The following is an 18,029-nucleotide window of genomic DNA, read 5'->3' as shown; positions in this document are numbered from 1 at the left end:
ATGAGCGACATTTTCTCTGCCGCATTCCCTTTTGCCGGGGACCTCCGTCCTGTCCCTACAGCCATGGAGCGAGATATCATGGATACAATGAAAAAAACTGAATTTTCAGTCGGATGGCTTACCGGGCTGGGTGATATTGTTCGCGATCCACAGCTCTATGAATTATTGAAATATTGCCCTCTGGACATCATGCAGCGCTGGCGTTTTGAAGAGATCCAACGCGGTGCCTTTATCTGTCGGCAGGGGGAAATATGTCAGCGTTTTTCGCTGATTATTGCCGGTGAAGTCGATGTTTTCTATGAGGCTGAAGATGGACGTCGTTATCGTCAAGCCCGCTACCGGAAAGGCGATATGCTGGGCGAACTCGAGATTTTTGAGTCGCGCCATTACATCTGTTCGGTAGTGGCGGTAGGACATGTGCAGCTTCTGAGCTTATCGCAGGAATACTTCAGCCGCTGGCTGGCGTTAGATAACCATTTTAACCAGCGGATGCTGCGCTTCTTTAGTCAGCAATATTACCAGCTGTCGAAAAAGGCCAGCAGCGACAATCTTTACTCGCTGTATCAGCGAGTGTGCCAGGCGTTATGGCTGCTTTATCAACAAGATGGCACGAATGAAATTTTGCTGGATAAGCTAAACCTCAGCGAGGAGCTGGCGGCGACGACCCGTAGTATTAATCGTATTTTACATGATCTGAAAGCGTTACAGATTATTGATACCGATGGTGAAAGCATTGTGTTGTTAGTCCCTGAAAAGTTAAAGCAGGAGGCTGATATCGGATAACCGTAAGAGTGAAGGAGGCGCGAGAATGTCGCTGCAACCCCATATCCAGTTAAGCAAGGAGATGACAGGCGCACGCTATGCGCTGCTGCCGGGAGACCCGTTGCGAGTCGATCGCATCGCCAATTTTCTTGATAACCCAGAATCGCTTGGTCAAAACCGTGAGTTTCGCGCCGCGCGAGGTTGGTATCAGGGGATCGAGATTTTAGTGCTCTCTACCGGAATCGGTGGACCGTCTACGGCTATTGCCATTGAAGAACTGCTTCAAATCGGTGTAAAGACCCTGATTCGTATCGGTAGCTGCGGGGCATTGCAGGATAATCTTGCGCTTGGTGACGTGATTATCGCCCATGCCGCGGTAACGGATGACGGGACCAGCCGTACCTATGCGCCTGCGGGCTATCCGGCCTGCGCCGACCCGCAGTTAACCTGGGAACTGATGGCGCAGGCGCGGCAGATGAATATTCCCGCCACATGCGGCCTGGTGCGCAGCCACGATAGTTTTTATACCGACCGGGAAGCGGAACTGGATGCGCAGTGGTCGGCACTCGGCGTTCTGGGTGCGGATATGGAAAGTGCCGCTTTGATGACCATCGGTGCGCTGCGCGGGTTACGTACGGCGTCATTACTCAATGTGGTGGTTGCCCACAACGGTTGTCTGGATAGCAGTATCAATGATTATGTCCAGCAGGAAACGTTGTGCCAACAGGGCGAAGAACGGCAAATTACCCTGGCGCTACGCGCCATTCATTCCGATAGTCAGCAAGGAGGTCAGTGATGGACTTTTTTAGCATTAACAATGTAATGGTCAACATTCCTCTCGGCGAAGGCGGCTATGCACTATCTTGGATTGAAGCCATTGGTACCGTATTTGGTCTGTTATGTATCTGGTGTGCCAGCCGGGAAAAAATCATCAATTACCTGTTTGGCCTGATTAACGTCACGCTGTTTGCGGCAATCTTTTTCCAGATTCAGCTCTATGCCAGCTTGTTGCTACAGGTGTTTTTCTTCGCCGCTAACATTTACGGTTGGTATGCGTGGAGCCGACAAAACGAGGCGCAGGAAGCTGCGCTCAAGGTACGTTGGCTTTCCCGTCAGCAAACCCTGGTGCTGGGCGGCGTTTGCGCGGTGGCGATAGTTTTGATGACGCTGTTTATCGATCCGGTGTTTGCAGCGCTTACCCGCATTATGATTGCACTGCTACAAATGATAGGTATACCGGTCGCGATGCCTGACCTTCAGCCCGATGCCTTCCCGTTCTGGGATTCCACCATGCTGGTGTTGTCGATTGCGGCCATGATTCTGATGACGCGTAAATATGTCGAAAACTGGCTGCTGTGGGTGCTCATCGACGTGATTAGCGTGGTTATTTACGCGGTGCAGGGCGTTTACGCCATGTCGCTCGAATATGTCCTGCTGACGGCAATCGCGGTGATGGGATCCTACAGCTGGATCAAGAGCGCGCAGCGCAACGGCTATACACCACTAGCCGCGACAGCTTCCTGATTGACCCGATTTTCTGGCTACTCACAGGGGTAGCCAGTTACTCTTTTTCTCCCTCTTTCTGCTACAATCCACCTCCCCCGTGTTTACAGATTGAGCAATCCCTTATGCGTTTGAACCCCGGACAACAACAAGCCGTCGAATTCGTCACCGGACCTTGCCTGGTGCTGGCGGGAGCGGGTTCCGGCAAGACGCGTGTTATCACCAACAAAATAGCCCATCTGATCCGTGAATGTGGCTATCAGGCACGACATATTGCGGCAGTGACCTTTACCAATAAGGCTGCGCGCGAGATGAAAGAGCGCGTGGCGCAAACGCTGGGGCGTAAAGAAGCACGCGGGTTGATGATCTCCACTTTCCACACACTGGGACTGGATGTCATTAAGCGCGAATATGCGGCGCTGGGGATGAAGTCGAACTTCTCGCTGTTTGACGATACCGACCAGGTGGCCCTGCTTAAGGAACTGACCGAAGGGCTAATTGAAGACGATAAGCTTATTCTCCAGCAGCTGATCTCGACGATCTCCAACTGGAAAAACGATCTGATGACGCCAGCGCAGGCGGCAGCCAGCGCAAAGGGCGAGCGCGATCGTATTTTTGCCCACTGCTATGGTCTGTATGACGCGCATATGAAGGCGTGTAACGTCCTCGATTTTGACGATCTGATCCTGCTTCCCACGCTGCTGCTACAGCGCAATGAAGAAGTACGTGAGCGCTGGCAAAACAGAATCCGCTACCTGCTGGTGGATGAATATCAGGATACCAACACCAGCCAGTACGAGCTGGTGAAGTTGCTGGTAGGGAAACGTGCGCGCTTTACCGTCGTGGGCGATGACGATCAGTCGATCTACTCCTGGCGCGGCGCCCGTCCGCAGAACCTGGTACTGTTGAGCAAAGATTTTCCGGCTTTGCAGGTGGTGAAGCTGGAGCAAAACTACCGTTCATCAGGTCGCATCCTGAAGGCGGCGAACATCCTCATTGCGAACAATCCACACGTCTTTGAAAAGCGGCTCTTTTCCGAGTTGGGTTACGGTGCTGAGCTGAAGGTACTGAGCGCAAATAATGAAGAGCATGAAGCCGAACGTGTGACCGGGGAATTAATTGCCCATCACTTTGTGAACAAGACGCAATATAAAGACTACGCCATCCTTTATCGCGGCAACCATCAGTCGCGCGTGTTCGAAAAGTTTCTGATGCAGAACCGTATCCCGTACAAAATCTCCGGCGGAACATCGTTCTTCTCGCGTCCGGAGATTAAAGATTTGCTGGCCTACCTGCGCGTGCTGAGCAACCCGGATGACGACAGCGCATTTTTGCGCATCGTAAACACGCCAAAGCGTGAAATCGGTCCGGCCACGCTGCAAAAGTTGGGTGAATGGGCGATGACACGTAATAAAAGCCTGTTTACCGCCAGCTTTGATATGGGGCTTAGCCAGACACTGACCGGGCGGGGGTATGACTCTCTGACCCGCTTTACGCACTGGCTGGGTGAAATTCAGCGCCTGGCGGAGCGCGAACCGGTTGCCGCCGTGCGCGATCTGATCCACGGTATTGATTACGAATCCTGGCTGTATGAAACCTCGCCGAGCCCGAAAGCGGCTGAAATGCGTATGAAAAACGTCAATACGCTGTTCAGCTGGATGACGGAGATGCTGGAAGGCAGTGAGCTGGAAGAGCCGATGACCCTGACCCAGGTCGTTACCCGCTTTACCCTGCGCGACATGATGGAGCGTGGAGAGAGCGAAGAAGAGCTGGATCAGGTGCAGTTGATGACGCTGCATGCCTCAAAAGGGCTGGAGTTCCCTTACGTGTTTATGGTGGGAATGGAAGAAGGATTTTTGCCGCACCAGAGCAGTATCGATGAAGACAATATCGACGAAGAACGTCGTCTGGCTTACGTAGGGATTACGCGTGCACAGAAAGAACTCATCTTCACTCTGTGCAAAGAGCGTCGTCAGTATGGTGAGCTGGTGCGTCCGGAACCGAGTCGTTTCCTGCTGGAGCTGCCACAGGATGACGTTATCTGGGAACAAGAGCGTAAAGTGGTGAGCGCTGAGGAGCGGATGCAAAAAGGGCAGGCCAGCATCGCTAATATTCGGGCAATGATGGCGAAAGCCAAAGCGAAGTAGGTATTTTGTAGGCCGGATACGTGTAAACGCGCGCTATCCGGCAACCAACATCTAATGAACGTCCAGCGGCCAGTGGACATAGCTTTGCCACTGACTTTCCTGATCGATTAACTCTTTACCCAGCGGATGATGTTCCAGCCAGCCTTCTGGTAGCGTGACCGTCAGGTGCTCGTTTCTTGCATCCATTTGAATTTCCGGCACAAGATCGTCACGGCGACGGCTGGCGAAGATGATCGCCAAACGTAGCAAACGGCAAAGATGCTCCGCGATGCGCGGTGGCACTGCGTTTTGCTGGTGGAGCGAAGAGAGATCGACGGGGTTGGTCTGGTTGAGTAACAGCGTTGCTAGCAGTTTCTTTTGCGCAGGGGTAAAACCCGGGAGATCGAGATTGCGCACCAGATAAGCGGCATGCTGTGGTGCCTGTTTAAAATCAACGCTCAGGCCAATTTCATGCAGCTGACAGGCACTAATCAGTAGTTCGCGGCTAATCGGTTCGAGATGCCACTTTTTTTCTACCTGATCGAGAAATTTAGTCGCTAAATTGGCAACGCGATGTGCTTGCTCTGTATCGACCATAAAGCGACGCTGGATATTGCGTAATGTGCGGCTACGAATATCCTGATCCACCGCCAGATGCAGCATGCCGTAGACCAGACCTTCACGTAATGCGCCGCCAGCCAGAGTCATGCATTGAATGTTCAGTTCGGTGAAAATAGCAATCAGAATGGCCAGCCCGCTGGGGAAAACCAGCGCACGTTCCAGCGTTAACCCTTCGATTTCCAGCTCTTCCAGACGACCGCAGTGAATGGCACGCTGCTTAAGCTGCTGCAGTTTGGCCAACGTAATGCGCTCATCCATACCCTGCGCCATCATGATTTCCTGCAACGCCTGGACGGTACCAGAGGCACCAACGCAAACTTTCCAGCCATGAAAACGCAGTTTGTCGGCGACCGGGCGCAGAACTTCACGTGCGGCCTTCTCTGCCTCGTCAAAGTTTTCCTGTGCCAGATTACGATCGGTAAAATAACGTTCGAGCCAGGTGACGCAGCCCATCGACAGGCTGAACAGAGAGGTGGTTTGTGCGCCGGAACCGGTGACTAATTCAGTGCTGGCGCCACCAATATCCACAACCAGACGCTGATCGGCACCGCCGGTTGTGTGGGCCACACCTTGATAAATCAGTCGCGCTTCTTCTTCACCGCTAATTACCTGGACAGGGCAGCCAAGGATCTCTTGCGCTTTAGCAATAAACACATCGGCATTTACGGCGATGCGTAATGTTGCCGTGGCGACCACGCGGATTTGAGGATGCGGAATATCCTGCAGACGTTCTGCAAACAAGCGCAAGCATTGCCAGCCGCGCTCCATCGCTTCAACAGAGAGCTCGTTGTCACCGTTGAGTCCAGCGGCCAGACGCACTTTGCGTTTGATACGCGTGAGCGTCTGGATGCTTCCTGCCACCTCGCGTACAACCAGCATATGAAAACTATTCGAACCGAGATCGATTGCTGCATACAGCGAAGTAGAATTCATACACTTCATCCTTCAACCTGTATCTGTGTTGGCTGCGTTCTCTCACCCGAATCACTTACTAAAGTAAGCTCATCGGGATTCGTTTTCTTGCCGCCTTGATACAGGCTGAATGATTTTGTGTATGGCATAACTTTTCTTAACCTGAACGACGACGATTACGCGGAGCACCACCGGTACGGCGTGGGCCATTGCCTGTACGCGGGCGCGTTAAGCGCAACGGCTTCGGCAGATCGGTCATCAGCGCATCCGGGTTATATTTGCTGACCGGAATCGAGTGGCCGATATAGGTCTCGATTGCAGGTAAATTCAGCGCGTACTCTTCACAGGCCAGGCTGATAGAGTGACCGCTTGCGCCAGCACGTCCGGTACGACCGATTCGGTGAACGTAATCTTCACAGTCATCCGGCAGGTCATAGTTAAATACGTGCGTTACGGCTGGAATATGCAGGCCACGCGCAGCGACATCCGTCGCAACGAGAATGTCGAGATCGCCACGGGTGAACTCATCAAGAATACGCAGACGTTTTTTCTGTGCTACGTCACCGGTCAGCAGACCGACGCGATGACCGTCCGCAGCAAGGCTGCCCCAGATATCTTCACAACGATGCTTGGTGTTAGCAAAAACAATGGCGCGATCTGGCCACTCTTCTTCAATCAGCGTTTGCAGCAAACGCATTTTCTCTTCGTTGGAAGGGTAGAAGAGCTCTTCTTTAATGCGGTGGCCAGTTTTCTGTTCCGGTTCGACTTCAACGTACTCAGCGTTATTCATCTGTTCGAACGCCAGTTCGCGAACGCGGTAAGAGAGGGTTGCAGAAAACAGCATGTTCAGACGTTGGGTGGTTGGCGGCATACGACGGAACAGCCAACGGATATCTTTAATAAAGCCCAGATCGTACATACGATCGGCTTCATCCAGCACCACGACCTGAATCGCGCCCAGATTAATGTGGTTCTGTTTTGCATAGTCGATAAGACGACCGGTCGTGCCGATAAGAATATCGACGCCGCTTTCCAGCACTTTCAGCTGTTTATCGTAACCGTCGCCGCCATACGCCAGGCCTAATTTCAGACCAGTGGTCTGTGCCAGCGGCTCGGCATCGGCGTGGATCTGCACGGCTAACTCACGCGTTGGCGCCATAATTAACGCACGCGGTTGGTTCACCTTGCGATCGGCAATCGCGGGATGAGAGAGAAGATAATGAAACGTTGACGTCAGGAACGCCATCGTTTTTCCGGTACCGGTTTGCGCCTGCCCGGCAACATCACGACCAGCCAGCGTTAGCGGCAGCGCGAGGGCCTGAATGGGCGTACAGTTATGAAAGCCTTTATTTTCAAGGGCTTCTATCACCTTTGGGTGCAGGGCGAAGTCGGAAAACTTCTGTTCTGTTAAATGTGTTTTGCTCATAGTGTGGTAGAATATCAGCTTACTATTGCTTTACGAAAGCGTATCCGGTGAAATAAAGTCAACCTTTAGTTGGTTAATGCTACATCAACACGTCGTTGATTAATGCTACACCAATGCACCAGGCTTATTCCTGTGGAGTTATTATGAGCGATAAAATTATTCACCTGACTGACGACAGTTTTGACACGGATGTACTCAAAGCGGACGGAGCAATCCTCGTTGATTTCTGGGCAGAGTGGTGCGGTCCGTGCAAAATGATCGCTCCGATTCTGGATGAAATCGCTGACGAATATCAGGGCAAACTGACGGTTGCTAAACTGAACATTGACCAAAACCCAGGCACCGCGCCGAAGTATGGTATCCGTGGCATCCCGACCCTGCTGCTGTTTAAAAACGGCGAAGTTGCGGCGACGAAAGTCGGCGCGCTGTCCAAAGGTCAGTTGAAAGAATTCCTCGACGCTAATTTAGCGTAAGGAAGTCTCATGATCGGGCGACCCTACTTCGAAATGATTCGGATGACTGGACGCCCGACTTGAGTCGTGCTAAGTTAGTGTTGACTTCGTATTAAACATACCTTATTAAGTTTGAATCTAGTTATATCCAATACTTCCCGTTGTTTCTCGCGCGAGAAGTGGACAGATTCCTGGCTTGTCACTCAATCCGTCTTGTCGTTTCAGTTCTGCGTACTTTCCTGTGACCAGACAGCGAACAGACATGAGTTGATGGCCGTAAACAGGCATGGATGACCCTGCCATACCATTCACAACATTAAGTTCGAGATTTACCCCAAGTTTAAGAACTCACACCATTATGAATCTTACCGAATTAAAGAATACGCCGGTTTCTGAGCTGATCACTCTCGGCGAAAATATGGGCCTGGAAAACCTGGCTCGTATGCGCAAGCAGGACATTATTTTTGCCATCCTGAAGCAGCACGCAAAGAGTGGCGAAGATATCTTTGGTGACGGTGTGCTGGAGATATTGCAGGATGGATTTGGTTTCCTCCGCTCTGCAGACAGCTCCTACCTCGCCGGTCCTGATGACATCTACGTTTCTCCCAGCCAAATCCGCCGTTTCAACCTCCGCACTGGTGATACCATTTCTGGTAAGATTCGCCCGCCGAAAGAAGGTGAACGCTACTTTGCGCTGTTGAAAGTTAACGAAGTTAACTACGACAAACCAGAAAACGCCCGTAACAAAATCCTCTTTGAGAACTTAACGCCGCTGCACGCAAACTCTCGTCTGCGTATGGAACGTGGTAACGGTTCTACTGAAGACTTAACGGCGCGTGTACTGGATCTGGCATCGCCGATCGGTCGTGGCCAACGTGGTCTGATTGTTGCTCCGCCGAAAGCGGGTAAAACCATGCTGCTGCAGAATATCGCGCAGAGCATTGCATACAATCATCCTGACTGCGTGCTGATGGTGCTGCTGATTGACGAACGTCCGGAAGAAGTTACCGAGATGCAGCGTCTGGTGAAAGGTGAAGTGGTTGCCTCTACCTTTGACGAACCTGCCTCCCGCCACGTTCAGGTTGCGGAAATGGTTATCGAGAAGGCGAAACGTCTGGTTGAACACAAGAAAGACGTTATCATTCTGCTTGACTCCATCACCCGTCTGGCGCGTGCATATAACACCGTGGTTCCGGCTTCCGGTAAAGTACTGACCGGTGGTGTGGACGCCAACGCCCTGCATCGTCCGAAGCGTTTCTTTGGTGCTGCACGTAACGTGGAAGAGGGCGGTAGCCTGACCATCATCGCGACTGCGCTGATTGATACCGGCTCTAAAATGGATGAAGTTATCTACGAAGAGTTTAAAGGTACCGGCAACATGGAACTGCATCTCTCTCGTAAGATTGCTGAAAAACGCGTCTTCCCGGCTATCGACTACAACCGTTCCGGTACCCGTAAAGAAGAGCTGCTCACCACCCAGGAAGAGCTGCAGAAAATGTGGATCCTGCGCAAAATCATCCATCCGATGGGTGAAATCGATGCAATGGAATTCCTCATTAACAAACTGGCGATGACCAAGACCAACGACGACTTCTTCGATATGATGAAGCGTTCCTGATTCGGGCATCATCTGAAAACGCCACGTTTTTACGTGGCGTTTTGCTTTTACGATTCATCCTAATGTTTGGTCAGATAAAATTGTCATTATTATCGGCGTCATGGATTGTCACAATGAGTGGCATGACCGACAAGAGGTAGGAAGTGTAATGTTTTAGCTGCTCTCTTCAAGGGGGCGTCTTAACGCATTATACTTTAAGGAAATGATATATGCTGAGAACACATACACTGTGAATCTACTCGCTGCTTTCTCTGAGCTAGTTAGTATTTTTTTATTCACAACCATTTTTATTTTTTTGGCACGAAAAGTAGCCATAAAAATAGGTTTAGTGGATAAGCCAAACTTCCGCAAACGTCACCAAGGGATTATTCCGTTAGTGGGCGGGATTTCTGTGTTTGCAGGAATCAATTTCATGTTTGGCCTTTCGGATTATTACATTCCCCATGCCTCGTTATACCTCTTCTGTGCAGGTGTGCTGGTGTTTGTTGGTGCGCTTGACGATCGTTTTGACATCAGCGTAAAAGTACGAGCAGTTGTTCAGGCGGTGATTGCTATTTTGATGATGGTAAAAGGTGAGCTTTATCTAAGTAGCCTGGGATATATTTTTGGCCCGTGGGAGTTGTTGTTGGGTCCCTTTGGTTATTTTCTCACCCTTTTTGCCGTCTGGGCGGCGATTAACGCCTTTAATATGGTTGATGGCATTGATGGCTTGTTAGGCGGGCTATCCAGCGTCTCATTCGCAGCGATGGGGTTTATCCTGTGGTTCGATGGTCAGACAAGCCTGGCTATCTGGTGTTTTGCCATGATTGCCGCCATCCTGCCTTACATCATGCTGAACCTGGGTATTCTTGGACGCCGCTATAAGGTCTTTATGGGCGATGCGGGGAGTACGCTGATTGGCTTTACGGTAATCTGGATCCTGCTGGAGACCACTCAAGGTAAAACGCATCCTATTAGCCCGGTCACTGCACTGTGGATTATCGCCATTCCGTTAATGGATATGGTGGCGATCATGTATCGTCGTTTACGTAAAGGCATGAGTCCTTTCTCTGCCGATCGCCAGCATATTCATCATTTAGTGATGCGCGCCGGGTTTACTTCCCGACAGGCATTTGTTCTGATCACGTTGGCTGCAGCGATTCTGGCCTCTATCGGTGCACTGGCTGAATATTTTCGTTTAGTTCCTGAATGGGCCATGTTGGTGCTCTTTTTACTGGCATTCGGTCTTTACGGTTACTGTATTAAGCGGGCATGGAAGGTCGCGAGATTTATTAAGCGTGTTAAGCGCAGGCTACGAAGGCACCGCGAAGGCAAACCAAACTTAACCAAGTGAATTGAGGATGCGATGACACAACCATTACCGGGGGAACACGCCGTGAGCGCAGAAAATGAACTGGATATCCGTGGGTTGTTTCGTGCCTTATGGGCAGGGAAAGTGTGGATTGTCGGCATGGCTCTCGCCTTCGCGATAGTCGCTCTCGCGTATACGTTTTTTGCTCGTCAGGAGTGGAGTGCAACGGCGATTTCAGACAGGCCAACGGTCAATATGTTGGGCGGCTATTATTCTCAGCAGCAGTTCTTGCGTAACCTGGACATCAAGGCCAGTCTTGCATCTGCGGATCAACCGTCAGTGATGGATGAAGCCTATAAAGAATTTATTATGCAGCTTGCCTCATGGGATACGCGCCGTGAATTCTGGCTGCAGACTGATTACTACAAGCAACGTATGGTGGGTAACAGTAAAGCCGATGCGGCGATGCTGGATGAACTGATCAATAACATTCAGTTTATGCCCGGCGATGCGGTTCGTAATACCAATGACAGCGTGAAACTGATTGCCGAGACGGCACCTGATGCCAACAATCTGCTGCGACAGTACGTCGCGTTTGCCAGTCAGCGTGCAGCGCGTCATCTGAACGACGAGTTAAAGGGAGCCTGGGCTGCGCGCACCGTGCAGATGAAAGCACAGGTTAAACGCCAGGAAGAAGTGGCGAAATCGATTTTCTCTCGCCGTGTTCATAATATTGAGCAGGCACTCAAAATTGCTGAACAGCATAATATTTCGCGTACTTCCACTGACGTTCCGGCTGAAGAGTTGCCCGATTCAGAACTGTTTTTGCTCGGACGTCCTATGCTGCAGGCGCGACTCGAAAACCTGCAATCTGTTGGTCCCGATTTCGATCTGGACTACTTCCAAAACCGAGCCATGCTTAACACACTGAACGTTGGGCCAACTCTGGATCCGCGTTTTCAGACCTATCGTTATTTGCGTACACCGGAGGAACCGGTAAAACGTGACAGCCCTCGTCGTGCCTTCCTGATGATTATGTGGGGCATCGTTGGGGCTCTGATCGGTGCTGGTGTCGCGTTAACCCGTCGCCGCACGATTTAGCAATATCGTTGCAGTGAGGGGCTGGGCTCTCACTGCCAATCCGAAGAGAATCGATGTGAAAGTACTGACTGTATTTGGCACGCGACCAGAGGCCATAAAAATGGCACCTCTGGTTCATGCGCTGGCAAAAGATCCTGATTTTGAGGCAAAAGTTTGCGTCACGGCACAGCATCGGGAGATGCTCGATCAGGTGTTGAACCTTTTTTCCATTGTACCTGACTACGATCTCAATATTATGCAGCCAGGTCAGGGACTAACAGAAATTACCTGCCGAATCCTTGAAGGATTAAAGCCTATTCTGGCTGATTTTAAACCCGACGTTGTGTTGGTTCACGGCGATACCACGACCACCATTGCCACTAGCCTGGCCGCGTTCTATCAACGCATTCCGGTAGGGCATGTGGAGGCGGGTTTACGTACAGGCGATCTCTACTCTCCCTGGCCGGAAGAGGCGAACCGTACGCTGACCGGGCATCTGGCGATGTATCATTTTGCGCCAACAGAAAACTCGCGCCAAAACCTGCTACGGGAAAACATTTCTGATAGCCGTATCTTCGTAACAGGTAATACGGTTATTGATGCGTTGATCTGGGTTCGTGACCGTGTACTGGGAAACGAGGTGCTGCGTACCGATCTGGCAGAACGTTATCCTTTCCTGGCCGCTGATAAAAAAATGATTCTGGTGACCGGTCATCGTCGGGAAAGCTTTGGTCGCGGTTTTGAACGCATTTGCCACGCGCTGGCGGAAATTGCCGCGGCCAATCAGAACGTACAGATTGTCTATCCAGTGCACCTGAATCCTAACGTCAGCGAACCGGTTAATCGTATTCTGGGTCACGTTGAAAACGTCATCCTGATTGAACCGCAGGATTACATGCCGTTTGTCTGGCTGATGAATCACGCCTGGCTGATCCTTACCGACTCTGGTGGGATTCAGGAAGAAGCCCCATCTCTGGGGAAACCGGTACTGGTGATGCGCGAAACGACGGAACGTCCGGAAGCGATTACTGCGGGCACAGTACGTCTGGTAGGGACAGACCCGCAGCGTATTGTCGAAGAAGTCACGCGTTTGCTGCATGACGACAATGAATATCAGACCATGAGCCGCGCCCATAATCCGTATGGTGACGGGCAGGCATGTGGCCGCATTTTACACGCGTTAAAAAATAATCGGATATCGCTATGAGTTTTACGACCATTTCTGTCATTGGGCTGGGTTATATCGGACTGCCGACGGCGGCTGCCTTTGCTTCCCGTCAAAAGCATGTGATTGGCGTAGATGTAAATCAACACGCGGTGGATACCATTAATCGCGGTGAAATTCATATCGTTGAGCCAGATTTGGGCGCCGTGGTGAAAACGGCGGTCGCAAATGGATTTCTGTGTGCGACCACAACCCCTGTAGATGCGGATGCCTATCTGATTGCTGTGCCTACTCCGTTTAAGGGGGAGCACGAACCCGATATGGTTTATGTGGAAGCTGCGGCGAAGTCTCTTGCGCCGGTGCTGAAAAAAGGCGCGTTGGTGATCCTTGAATCGACGTCGCCTGTCGGGGCTACCGAACAGATGGCCACATGGCTGGCTGAAATGCGTCCTGATCTGACTTTCCCGCAACAGGTCGGTGAACAGGCTGACGTTAACATTGCTTATTGCCCAGAGCGAGTGCTGCCGGGCCAGGTGATGGTTGAACTGATTAAAAACGACCGCGTGATTGGGGGAATGACCTCTGTCTGTTCCGCGCGTGCTAGCGAACTGTACAACATCTTCCTTGAGGGTGAATGTGTCGTGACTAACGCCCGCACTGCGGAAATGTGCAAGCTGACTGAAAATAGCTTCCGCGACGTCAATATCGCCTTTGCCAATGAGCTGTCGCTGATTTGCGCCGATCAGGGGATCAACGTCTGGGAACTGATTCGCCTGGCAAATCGCCATCCGCGCGTGAATATTTTGCAACCGGGTCCGGGTGTTGGCGGGCACTGTATCGCAGTTGATCCGTGGTTTATCGTGGCGCAGAACCCGCAGCAGGCGAAATTGATTCGCACCGCGCGTGAGGTAAACGACGGTAAGCCTCATTGGGTGGTCGAGCGGGTAAAAGCTGCCGTGGCCGACTGTCTGGCGGATACCAATAAACGGGCCAGCGAAGTGAAAATTGCCTGCTTTGGTCTGGCATTTAAACCGAATATTGATGATTTACGTGAAAGCCCGGCGATGGGGATTGCGCAAAGCATCGCGCATTGGCACAAAGGCGAAACATTGGTGGTGGAACCGAACATCCATCAACTGCCGAAAAAACTGGACGGTCTGTGCCAACTGGCAACGCTGGACGATGCCCTGGCAAGCGCCGATGTGCTGGTCTTGCTGGTCGACCATAATGAATTTAAAGCCATTAAAGGCGATGCGGTTCATCAGCAATATGTCGTTGATACCAAAGGGGTTTGGCGCTAATGAAACGAATTCTGGTTACCGGTGGAGCGGGATTCATCGGCTCTGCGGTTGTTCGGCATATCATTCATGAGACTCAGGATGCGGTAGTTGTGGTCGATAAACTGACCTATGCCGGAAATCTGATGTCGCTGGAGCCGGTTGCACAGAATCCTCGTTTTACCTTTGAGAAAGTCGATATCTGCGATCGAGCTTCGCTCGACAGGGTGTTTCAACACTATCAGCCGGACTGCGTGATGCATCTGGCGGCAGAAAGCCACGTCGATCGCTCAATTGATGGTCCGGCCGCCTTCATCGAAACTAACATCGTGGGAACCTACACGCTGTTGGAAGCGGCGCGCGCTTACTGGGGTGATTTAACCAGCGAGAAAAAATCAGCGTTTCGTTTCCACCATATCTCGACTGACGAGGTGTATGGCGACCTGCATTCTACGGATGATTTCTTCACTGAAACCACACCGTATGCACCGAGCAGCCCTTATTCCGCGTCGAAAGCCAGCAGCGATCATCTGGTTCGCGCCTGGCTGCGTACCTACGGTCTGCCAACGCTGATAACCAACTGTTCTAACAACTATGGTCCGTACCATTTTCCGGAAAAACTGATTCCGCTGATGATCCTCAACGCATTGGCGGGGAAGCCGTTGCCGGTTTACGGCAATGGGCAACAGATCCGTGACTGGTTGTATGTAGAAGATCACGCCAGGGCGCTCTATTGTGTGGCGACAACGGGCGCGGTGGGAGAAAACTATAATATCGGTGGTCATAACGAGCGTAAAAACCTGGAAGTTGTCGAAACGGTTTGCAGCCTGTTGGAAGAGTTGGCACCGCAAAAGCCTCAGGGTATCGCGCAGTACCGCGACTTGATCGCTTTTGTGGACGATCGCCCGGGTCATGATTTGCGTTACGCCATTGACGCGTCGAAAATTGCGCGTGAACTAGGCTGGATGCCGCAAGAAACGTTTGAAAGCGGAATGCGCAAAACCGTGCAGTGGTATCTGGCTAATCAGGCATGGTGGAAACCCGTGCAGGACGGCAGTTACCAGGGCGAACGTTTAGGTCTGAAGGGCTAACAGCCTGGTTTTGGCTCCCGGAGGAGACAACGCATGAAAGGTATCATTCTGGCGGGTGGCTCAGGTACTCGCCTGTATCCCATTACGCGTGGCGTATCGAAGCAGCTATTGCCTATTTACGATAAGCCGATGATTTACTACCCGTTATCAGTATTGATGCTGGCGGGAATTCGCGAAATCCTGATTATCACTACACCGGAAGATAAAGGCTATTTCCAGCGCTTACTGGGCGATGGATCTGAGTTCGGCATTGAATTGCACTATGCTGAGCAACCCAGTCCGGATGGATTAGCACAGGCGTTTATCATTGGTGAAACGTTCCTTAACGGTGAACCATCATGTCTGGTGTTAGGCGACAATATCTTCTTTGGTCAGGGATTCAGTCCAAAACTGCGTCACGTAGCCGCCAGAACGCAAGGCGCGACGGTGTTTGGTTACCAGGTGATGGATCCTGAACGTTTTGGTGTCGTGGAGTTTGACGACAATTTTCGAGCTATCTCGCTGGAAGAGAAGCCGAAAGCACCAAAATCAAACTGGGCGGTGACCGGTCTCTATTTCTATGACAGCAAGGTGGTGGAATACGCAAAACGCGTAAAACCTTCTGAGCGTGGGGAGCTGGAGATTACGTCTATCAACCAGATGTATCTTGATGACGGACATCTGACGGTAGAATTGCTCGGGCGTGGCTTTGCCTGGCTGGATACCGGTACGCACGACAGTCTTATCGAAGCGAGTACTTTTGTGCAGACGGTGGAAAAACGCCAGGGCTTCAAAATAGCCTGTCTGGAAGAAATCGCCTGGCGTAACGGTTGGCTGGATGACGAAGGCGTGAAGCGTGCTGCCAGTTCACTGGCCAAAACGGGTTATGGTCAATACCTGCTGGAGCTGCTCCGTGCTCGTCCGCGCCAGTATTGAGCCGCTTAGCTGGGAAAATACGTTCTTTGGCGTGAATAGCGCCATTGTGCGTTTTGACCAACACGCGCCGGTTCTGACTGCGGATGTGTTGCAGCCCTGGTCGCGGGTACAGGCAAAAATTCCTGCGGCCAATACCCATGAATTAGATGCCTTGCAACAGTTGGGCTTCTCACTGGTTGAAGGTGAAGTGGATTTTGTGCTGCCGGTGATGTGTGCGCATGGCGACCACGGTGCGCAGGTCGCACAAACTACGGATATCCCTGCATTACGCCAACTGGCAGGACAGGCGTTCGCGCAAAGTCGTTTTCGCGCCCCATGGTATGCAGCAGATGCCAGCACGCGTTTTTATGCGCAGTGGATTGAAAACGCGGTGCTGGGGACGTTCGATCATCAATGCCTCGTTTTTCGTACACCGGCAGGTGATATTCGTGGCTATGTCTCGCTGCGTGAACTGAATGCGACCGATGCGCGAATTGGCCTGCTGGCCGGGCGTGGGGTGGGAGCAGAACTGATGCAGGTTGCCCTTTGCTGGGCGCAGGCTCGCGGTAAAACAACATTGCGCGTGGCGACCCAAATGGGCAATACCGCCGCGCTTAAACGTTATATACACAGTGGTGCGAATGTGGAAAGCACCGCGTATTGGTTATACAGGTGACACGATGATTCCATTTAACGCACCGCCGGTGGTGGGCACTGAACTCGATTACATGCAGTCTGCGATGAACAGCGGCAAACTGTGTGGCGACGGTGGTTTTACCCGTCGCTGCCAACAATGGCTGGAACAGCATTTTGGCAGCGAGAAAGTATTGCTGACGCCTTCCTGCACCGCATCGCTTGAGATGGCGGCATTGCTGCTGGATATCCAGCCTGGCGATGAAGTCATTATGCCGAGCTATACGTTTGTCTCCACGGCCAATGCTTTCGTGCTGCGCGGTGCGAAAATTGTCTTTGTTGATATCCGCCCGGATACCATGAACATTGACGAAACGCTGATTGAAGCGGCGATCACCGACAAGACCCGCGCTATCGTGCCGGTGCATTACGCGGGCGTAGCCTGTGAAATGGATACCATCATGGCGCTGGCGACCAAACATAACCTGTTTGTCGTGGAAGATGCGGCCCAGGGCGTCATGTCGACTTACAAAGGTCGGGCGCTGGGGACGATTGGTCACATCGGTTGCTTTAGCTTCCATGAGACCAAAAACTATACCGCAGGCGGTGAAGGTGGTGCGACGCTGATTAATGATAAAAAATTAGTCGAACGTGCAGAGATCATCCGTGAAAAAGGAACTAACCGCAGCCAGTTTTTCCGCGGTCAGGTGGATAAGTATACCTGGCGTGATATTGGCTCCAGCTATCTGATGTCCGATCTGCAGGCTGCCTATCTGTGGGCACAACTGGAAGCGGCTGACCGTATTAACCAGCAGCGTCTGGCGCTGTGGCAGAACTACTATGATGCTCTCGAACCGCTGGCGCGTGCCGGACGCATTGATCTGCCTTCTGTCCCGGAAAACTGCGTGCAGAATGCCCATATGTTTTATATCAAGCTGCGCGATATCGACGATCGCACGGCGTTGATTAACTTCTTGAAAGAAGCTGAAATTATGGCGGTGTTCCACTATATCCCGCTACATGATTGTCCGGCTGGCGATAAATTCGGCGTATTTGCCGGTGTTGATCGTTTCACCACTAAAGAGAGCGAGCGTCTGCTGCGCTTGCCGCTGTTTTACAACCTGTCGCCAGTAAACCAGCGAACGGTCATTTCGACCTTACTCAACTACTTCGCCTGA

Annotated in this window: 17 protein-coding genes; 15 read left to right on the top strand and 2 right to left on the bottom strand. The window is 51.8% G+C overall.

The features are described from left to right. Positions 1–78: 78 nt before the first annotated feature. The 4 genes from C2U43_RS00205 to rep all read left to right on the top strand — a co-directional run bounded on the left by C2U43_RS00205 (position 79) and on the right by rep (position 4,412). Positions 79–783, top strand: coding sequence for a Crp/Fnr family transcriptional regulator (locus tag C2U43_RS00205; protein ID WP_103285957.1), 705 nt, complete (start codon positions 79–81; stop codon positions 781–783). Between the two features lie 25 nt (positions 784–808). After that, positions 809–1,558, top strand: coding sequence for a nucleoside phosphorylase (locus C2U43_RS00200; protein ID WP_182315587.1), 750 nt, complete (start codon positions 809–811; stop codon positions 1,556–1,558). After that, entirely contained in the window at positions 1,558–2,286 is a 729-nt protein-coding gene (pnuC, locus tag C2U43_RS00195; RefSeq protein ID WP_060683009.1) for a nicotinamide riboside transporter PnuC, read from the top strand. Before C2U43_RS00200 ends, pnuC begins: the two co-directional genes overlap by 1 nt. 104 nt (positions 2,287–2,390) lie before the next feature. Then, the gene (rep, locus tag C2U43_RS00190) at positions 2,391–4,412 is read left to right on the top strand and encodes a DNA helicase Rep (RefSeq protein ID WP_057067462.1); all 2,022 of its coding nucleotides are present in this window, start codon (positions 2,391–2,393) and stop codon (positions 4,410–4,412) included. Positions 4,413–4,463: 51 nt separating this feature from the next. Here the strand turns inward: rep and gppA are convergent, their stop codons facing one another. Then, entirely contained in the window at positions 4,464–5,945 is a 1,482-nt protein-coding gene (gppA, locus tag C2U43_RS00185) for a guanosine-5'-triphosphate,3'-diphosphate diphosphatase (protein ID WP_003829016.1), read from the bottom strand. Positions 5,946–6,081: 136 nt separating this feature from the next. Beyond that, a complete protein-coding gene (rhlB, locus tag C2U43_RS00175; protein WP_003829013.1) occupies positions 6,082–7,350 on the bottom strand; it encodes an ATP-dependent RNA helicase RhlB in 1,269 nt (422 codons plus the stop codon). Positions 7,351–7,493: 143 nt separating this feature from the next. On the opposite strand from rhlB, the gene trxA reads away from it, so the two are divergent. The 11 genes from trxA (at position 7,494) to rffA (ending at position 18,029) form a co-directional block, all read left to right on the top strand. After that, positions 7,494–7,823: a thioredoxin TrxA gene (gene trxA, locus C2U43_RS00170; RefSeq protein ID WP_001280776.1), complete on the top strand. Its 330-nt coding sequence runs from the start codon at positions 7,494–7,496 to the stop codon at positions 7,821–7,823. 130 nt (positions 7,824–7,953) lie between these two features. Beyond that, positions 7,954–8,073, top strand: a complete 120-nt coding sequence (locus tag C2U43_RS00165) for a rho operon leader peptide (RefSeq protein ID WP_049259789.1) — start codon at positions 7,954–7,956, stop codon at positions 8,071–8,073. Between the two features lie 87 nt (positions 8,074–8,160). Further along, positions 8,161–9,420: a transcription termination factor Rho gene (gene rho / locus C2U43_RS00160; protein WP_002437993.1), complete on the top strand. Its 1,260-nt coding sequence runs from the start codon at positions 8,161–8,163 to the stop codon at positions 9,418–9,420. Positions 9,421–9,622: 202 nt separating this feature from the next. Beyond that, a complete protein-coding gene (gene wecA, locus C2U43_RS00155) occupies positions 9,623–10,753 on the top strand; it encodes a UDP-N-acetylglucosamine--undecaprenyl-phosphate N-acetylglucosaminephosphotransferase (protein ID WP_267966254.1) in 1,131 nt (376 codons plus the stop codon). A 12-nt stretch (positions 10,754–10,765) separates the two neighbouring features. Continuing rightward, the gene (gene wzzE, locus C2U43_RS00150; protein WP_071446068.1) at positions 10,766–11,812 is read left to right on the top strand and encodes an ECA polysaccharide chain length modulation protein; all 1,047 of its coding nucleotides are present in this window, start codon (positions 10,766–10,768) and stop codon (positions 11,810–11,812) included. Positions 11,813–11,867: 55 nt separating this feature from the next. After that, entirely contained in the window at positions 11,868–12,998 is a 1,131-nt protein-coding gene (wecB, locus tag C2U43_RS00145) for a non-hydrolyzing UDP-N-acetylglucosamine 2-epimerase (protein ID WP_071446066.1), read from the top strand. After that, entirely contained in the window at positions 12,995–14,257 is a 1,263-nt protein-coding gene (wecC, locus tag C2U43_RS00140; RefSeq protein ID WP_103284533.1) for a UDP-N-acetyl-D-mannosamine dehydrogenase, read from the top strand. Before wecB ends, wecC begins: the two co-directional genes overlap by 4 nt. Continuing rightward, positions 14,257–15,324, top strand: coding sequence for a dTDP-glucose 4,6-dehydratase (gene rffG / locus C2U43_RS00135; RefSeq protein WP_103284532.1), 1,068 nt, complete (start codon positions 14,257–14,259; stop codon positions 15,322–15,324). Before wecC ends, rffG begins: the two co-directional genes overlap by 1 nt. A gap of 33 nt (positions 15,325–15,357) precedes the next feature. Next, the gene (rfbA, locus tag C2U43_RS00130) at positions 15,358–16,239 is read left to right on the top strand and encodes a glucose-1-phosphate thymidylyltransferase RfbA (protein ID WP_032945685.1); all 882 of its coding nucleotides are present in this window, start codon (positions 15,358–15,360) and stop codon (positions 16,237–16,239) included. After that, the gene (gene rffC, locus C2U43_RS00125) at positions 16,217–16,894 is read left to right on the top strand and encodes a dTDP-4-amino-4,6-dideoxy-D-galactose acyltransferase (RefSeq protein WP_103284531.1); all 678 of its coding nucleotides are present in this window, start codon (positions 16,217–16,219) and stop codon (positions 16,892–16,894) included. The genes rfbA and rffC overlap by 23 nt, the downstream gene beginning before the upstream one ends. Before the next feature lie 4 nt (positions 16,895–16,898). Continuing rightward, positions 16,899–18,029, top strand: coding sequence for a dTDP-4-amino-4,6-dideoxygalactose transaminase (rffA, locus tag C2U43_RS00120; RefSeq protein ID WP_032945690.1), 1,131 nt, complete (start codon positions 16,899–16,901; stop codon positions 18,027–18,029).

This window comes from Citrobacter freundii complex sp. CFNIH9, from assembly GCF_002903305.1.
GTDB lineage: Bacteria > Pseudomonadota > Gammaproteobacteria > Enterobacterales > Enterobacteriaceae > Citrobacter > Citrobacter portucalensis.
This window is presented reverse-complemented; position numbering and strand designations above follow the sequence as displayed.

Bases quoted from the DNA above. Each gene is read 5' to 3' on its own strand.
- rfbA (WP_032945685.1), top strand. From the start codon at position 15,358: ATGAAAGGTATCATTCTGGCGGGTGGCTCAGGTACTCGCCTGTATCCC.
- rho (WP_002437993.1), top strand. From the start codon at position 8,161: ATGAATCTTACCGAATTAAAGAATACGCCGGTTTCTGAGCTGATCACT.
- wecC (WP_103284533.1), top strand. From the start codon at position 12,995: ATGAGTTTTACGACCATTTCTGTCATTGGGCTGGGTTATATCGGACTG.
- gppA (WP_003829016.1), bottom strand. From the start codon at position 5,945: ATGAATTCTACTTCGCTGTATGCAGCAATCGATCTCGGTTCGAATAGT.
- pnuC (WP_060683009.1), top strand. From the start codon at position 1,558: ATGGACTTTTTTAGCATTAACAATGTAATGGTCAACATTCCTCTCGGC.
- rep (WP_057067462.1), top strand. From the start codon at position 2,391: ATGCGTTTGAACCCCGGACAACAACAAGCCGTCGAATTCGTCACCGGA.
- rhlB (WP_003829013.1), bottom strand. From the start codon at position 7,350: ATGAGCAAAACACATTTAACAGAACAGAAGTTTTCCGACTTCGCCCTG.
- rffA (WP_032945690.1), top strand. From the start codon at position 16,899: ATGATTCCATTTAACGCACCGCCGGTGGTGGGCACTGAACTCGATTAC.
- rffG (WP_103284532.1), top strand. From the start codon at position 14,257: ATGAAACGAATTCTGGTTACCGGTGGAGCGGGATTCATCGGCTCTGCG.
- C2U43_RS00200 (WP_182315587.1), top strand. From the start codon at position 809: ATGTCGCTGCAACCCCATATCCAGTTAAGCAAGGAGATGACAGGCGCA.
- wecA (WP_267966254.1), top strand. From the start codon at position 9,623: ATGATATATGCTGAGAACACATACACTGTGAATCTACTCGCTGCTTTC.
- C2U43_RS00205 (WP_103285957.1), top strand. From the start codon at position 79: ATGGATACAATGAAAAAAACTGAATTTTCAGTCGGATGGCTTACCGGG.
- trxA (WP_001280776.1), top strand. From the start codon at position 7,494: ATGAGCGATAAAATTATTCACCTGACTGACGACAGTTTTGACACGGAT.
- wzzE (WP_071446068.1), top strand. From the start codon at position 10,766: ATGACACAACCATTACCGGGGGAACACGCCGTGAGCGCAGAAAATGAA.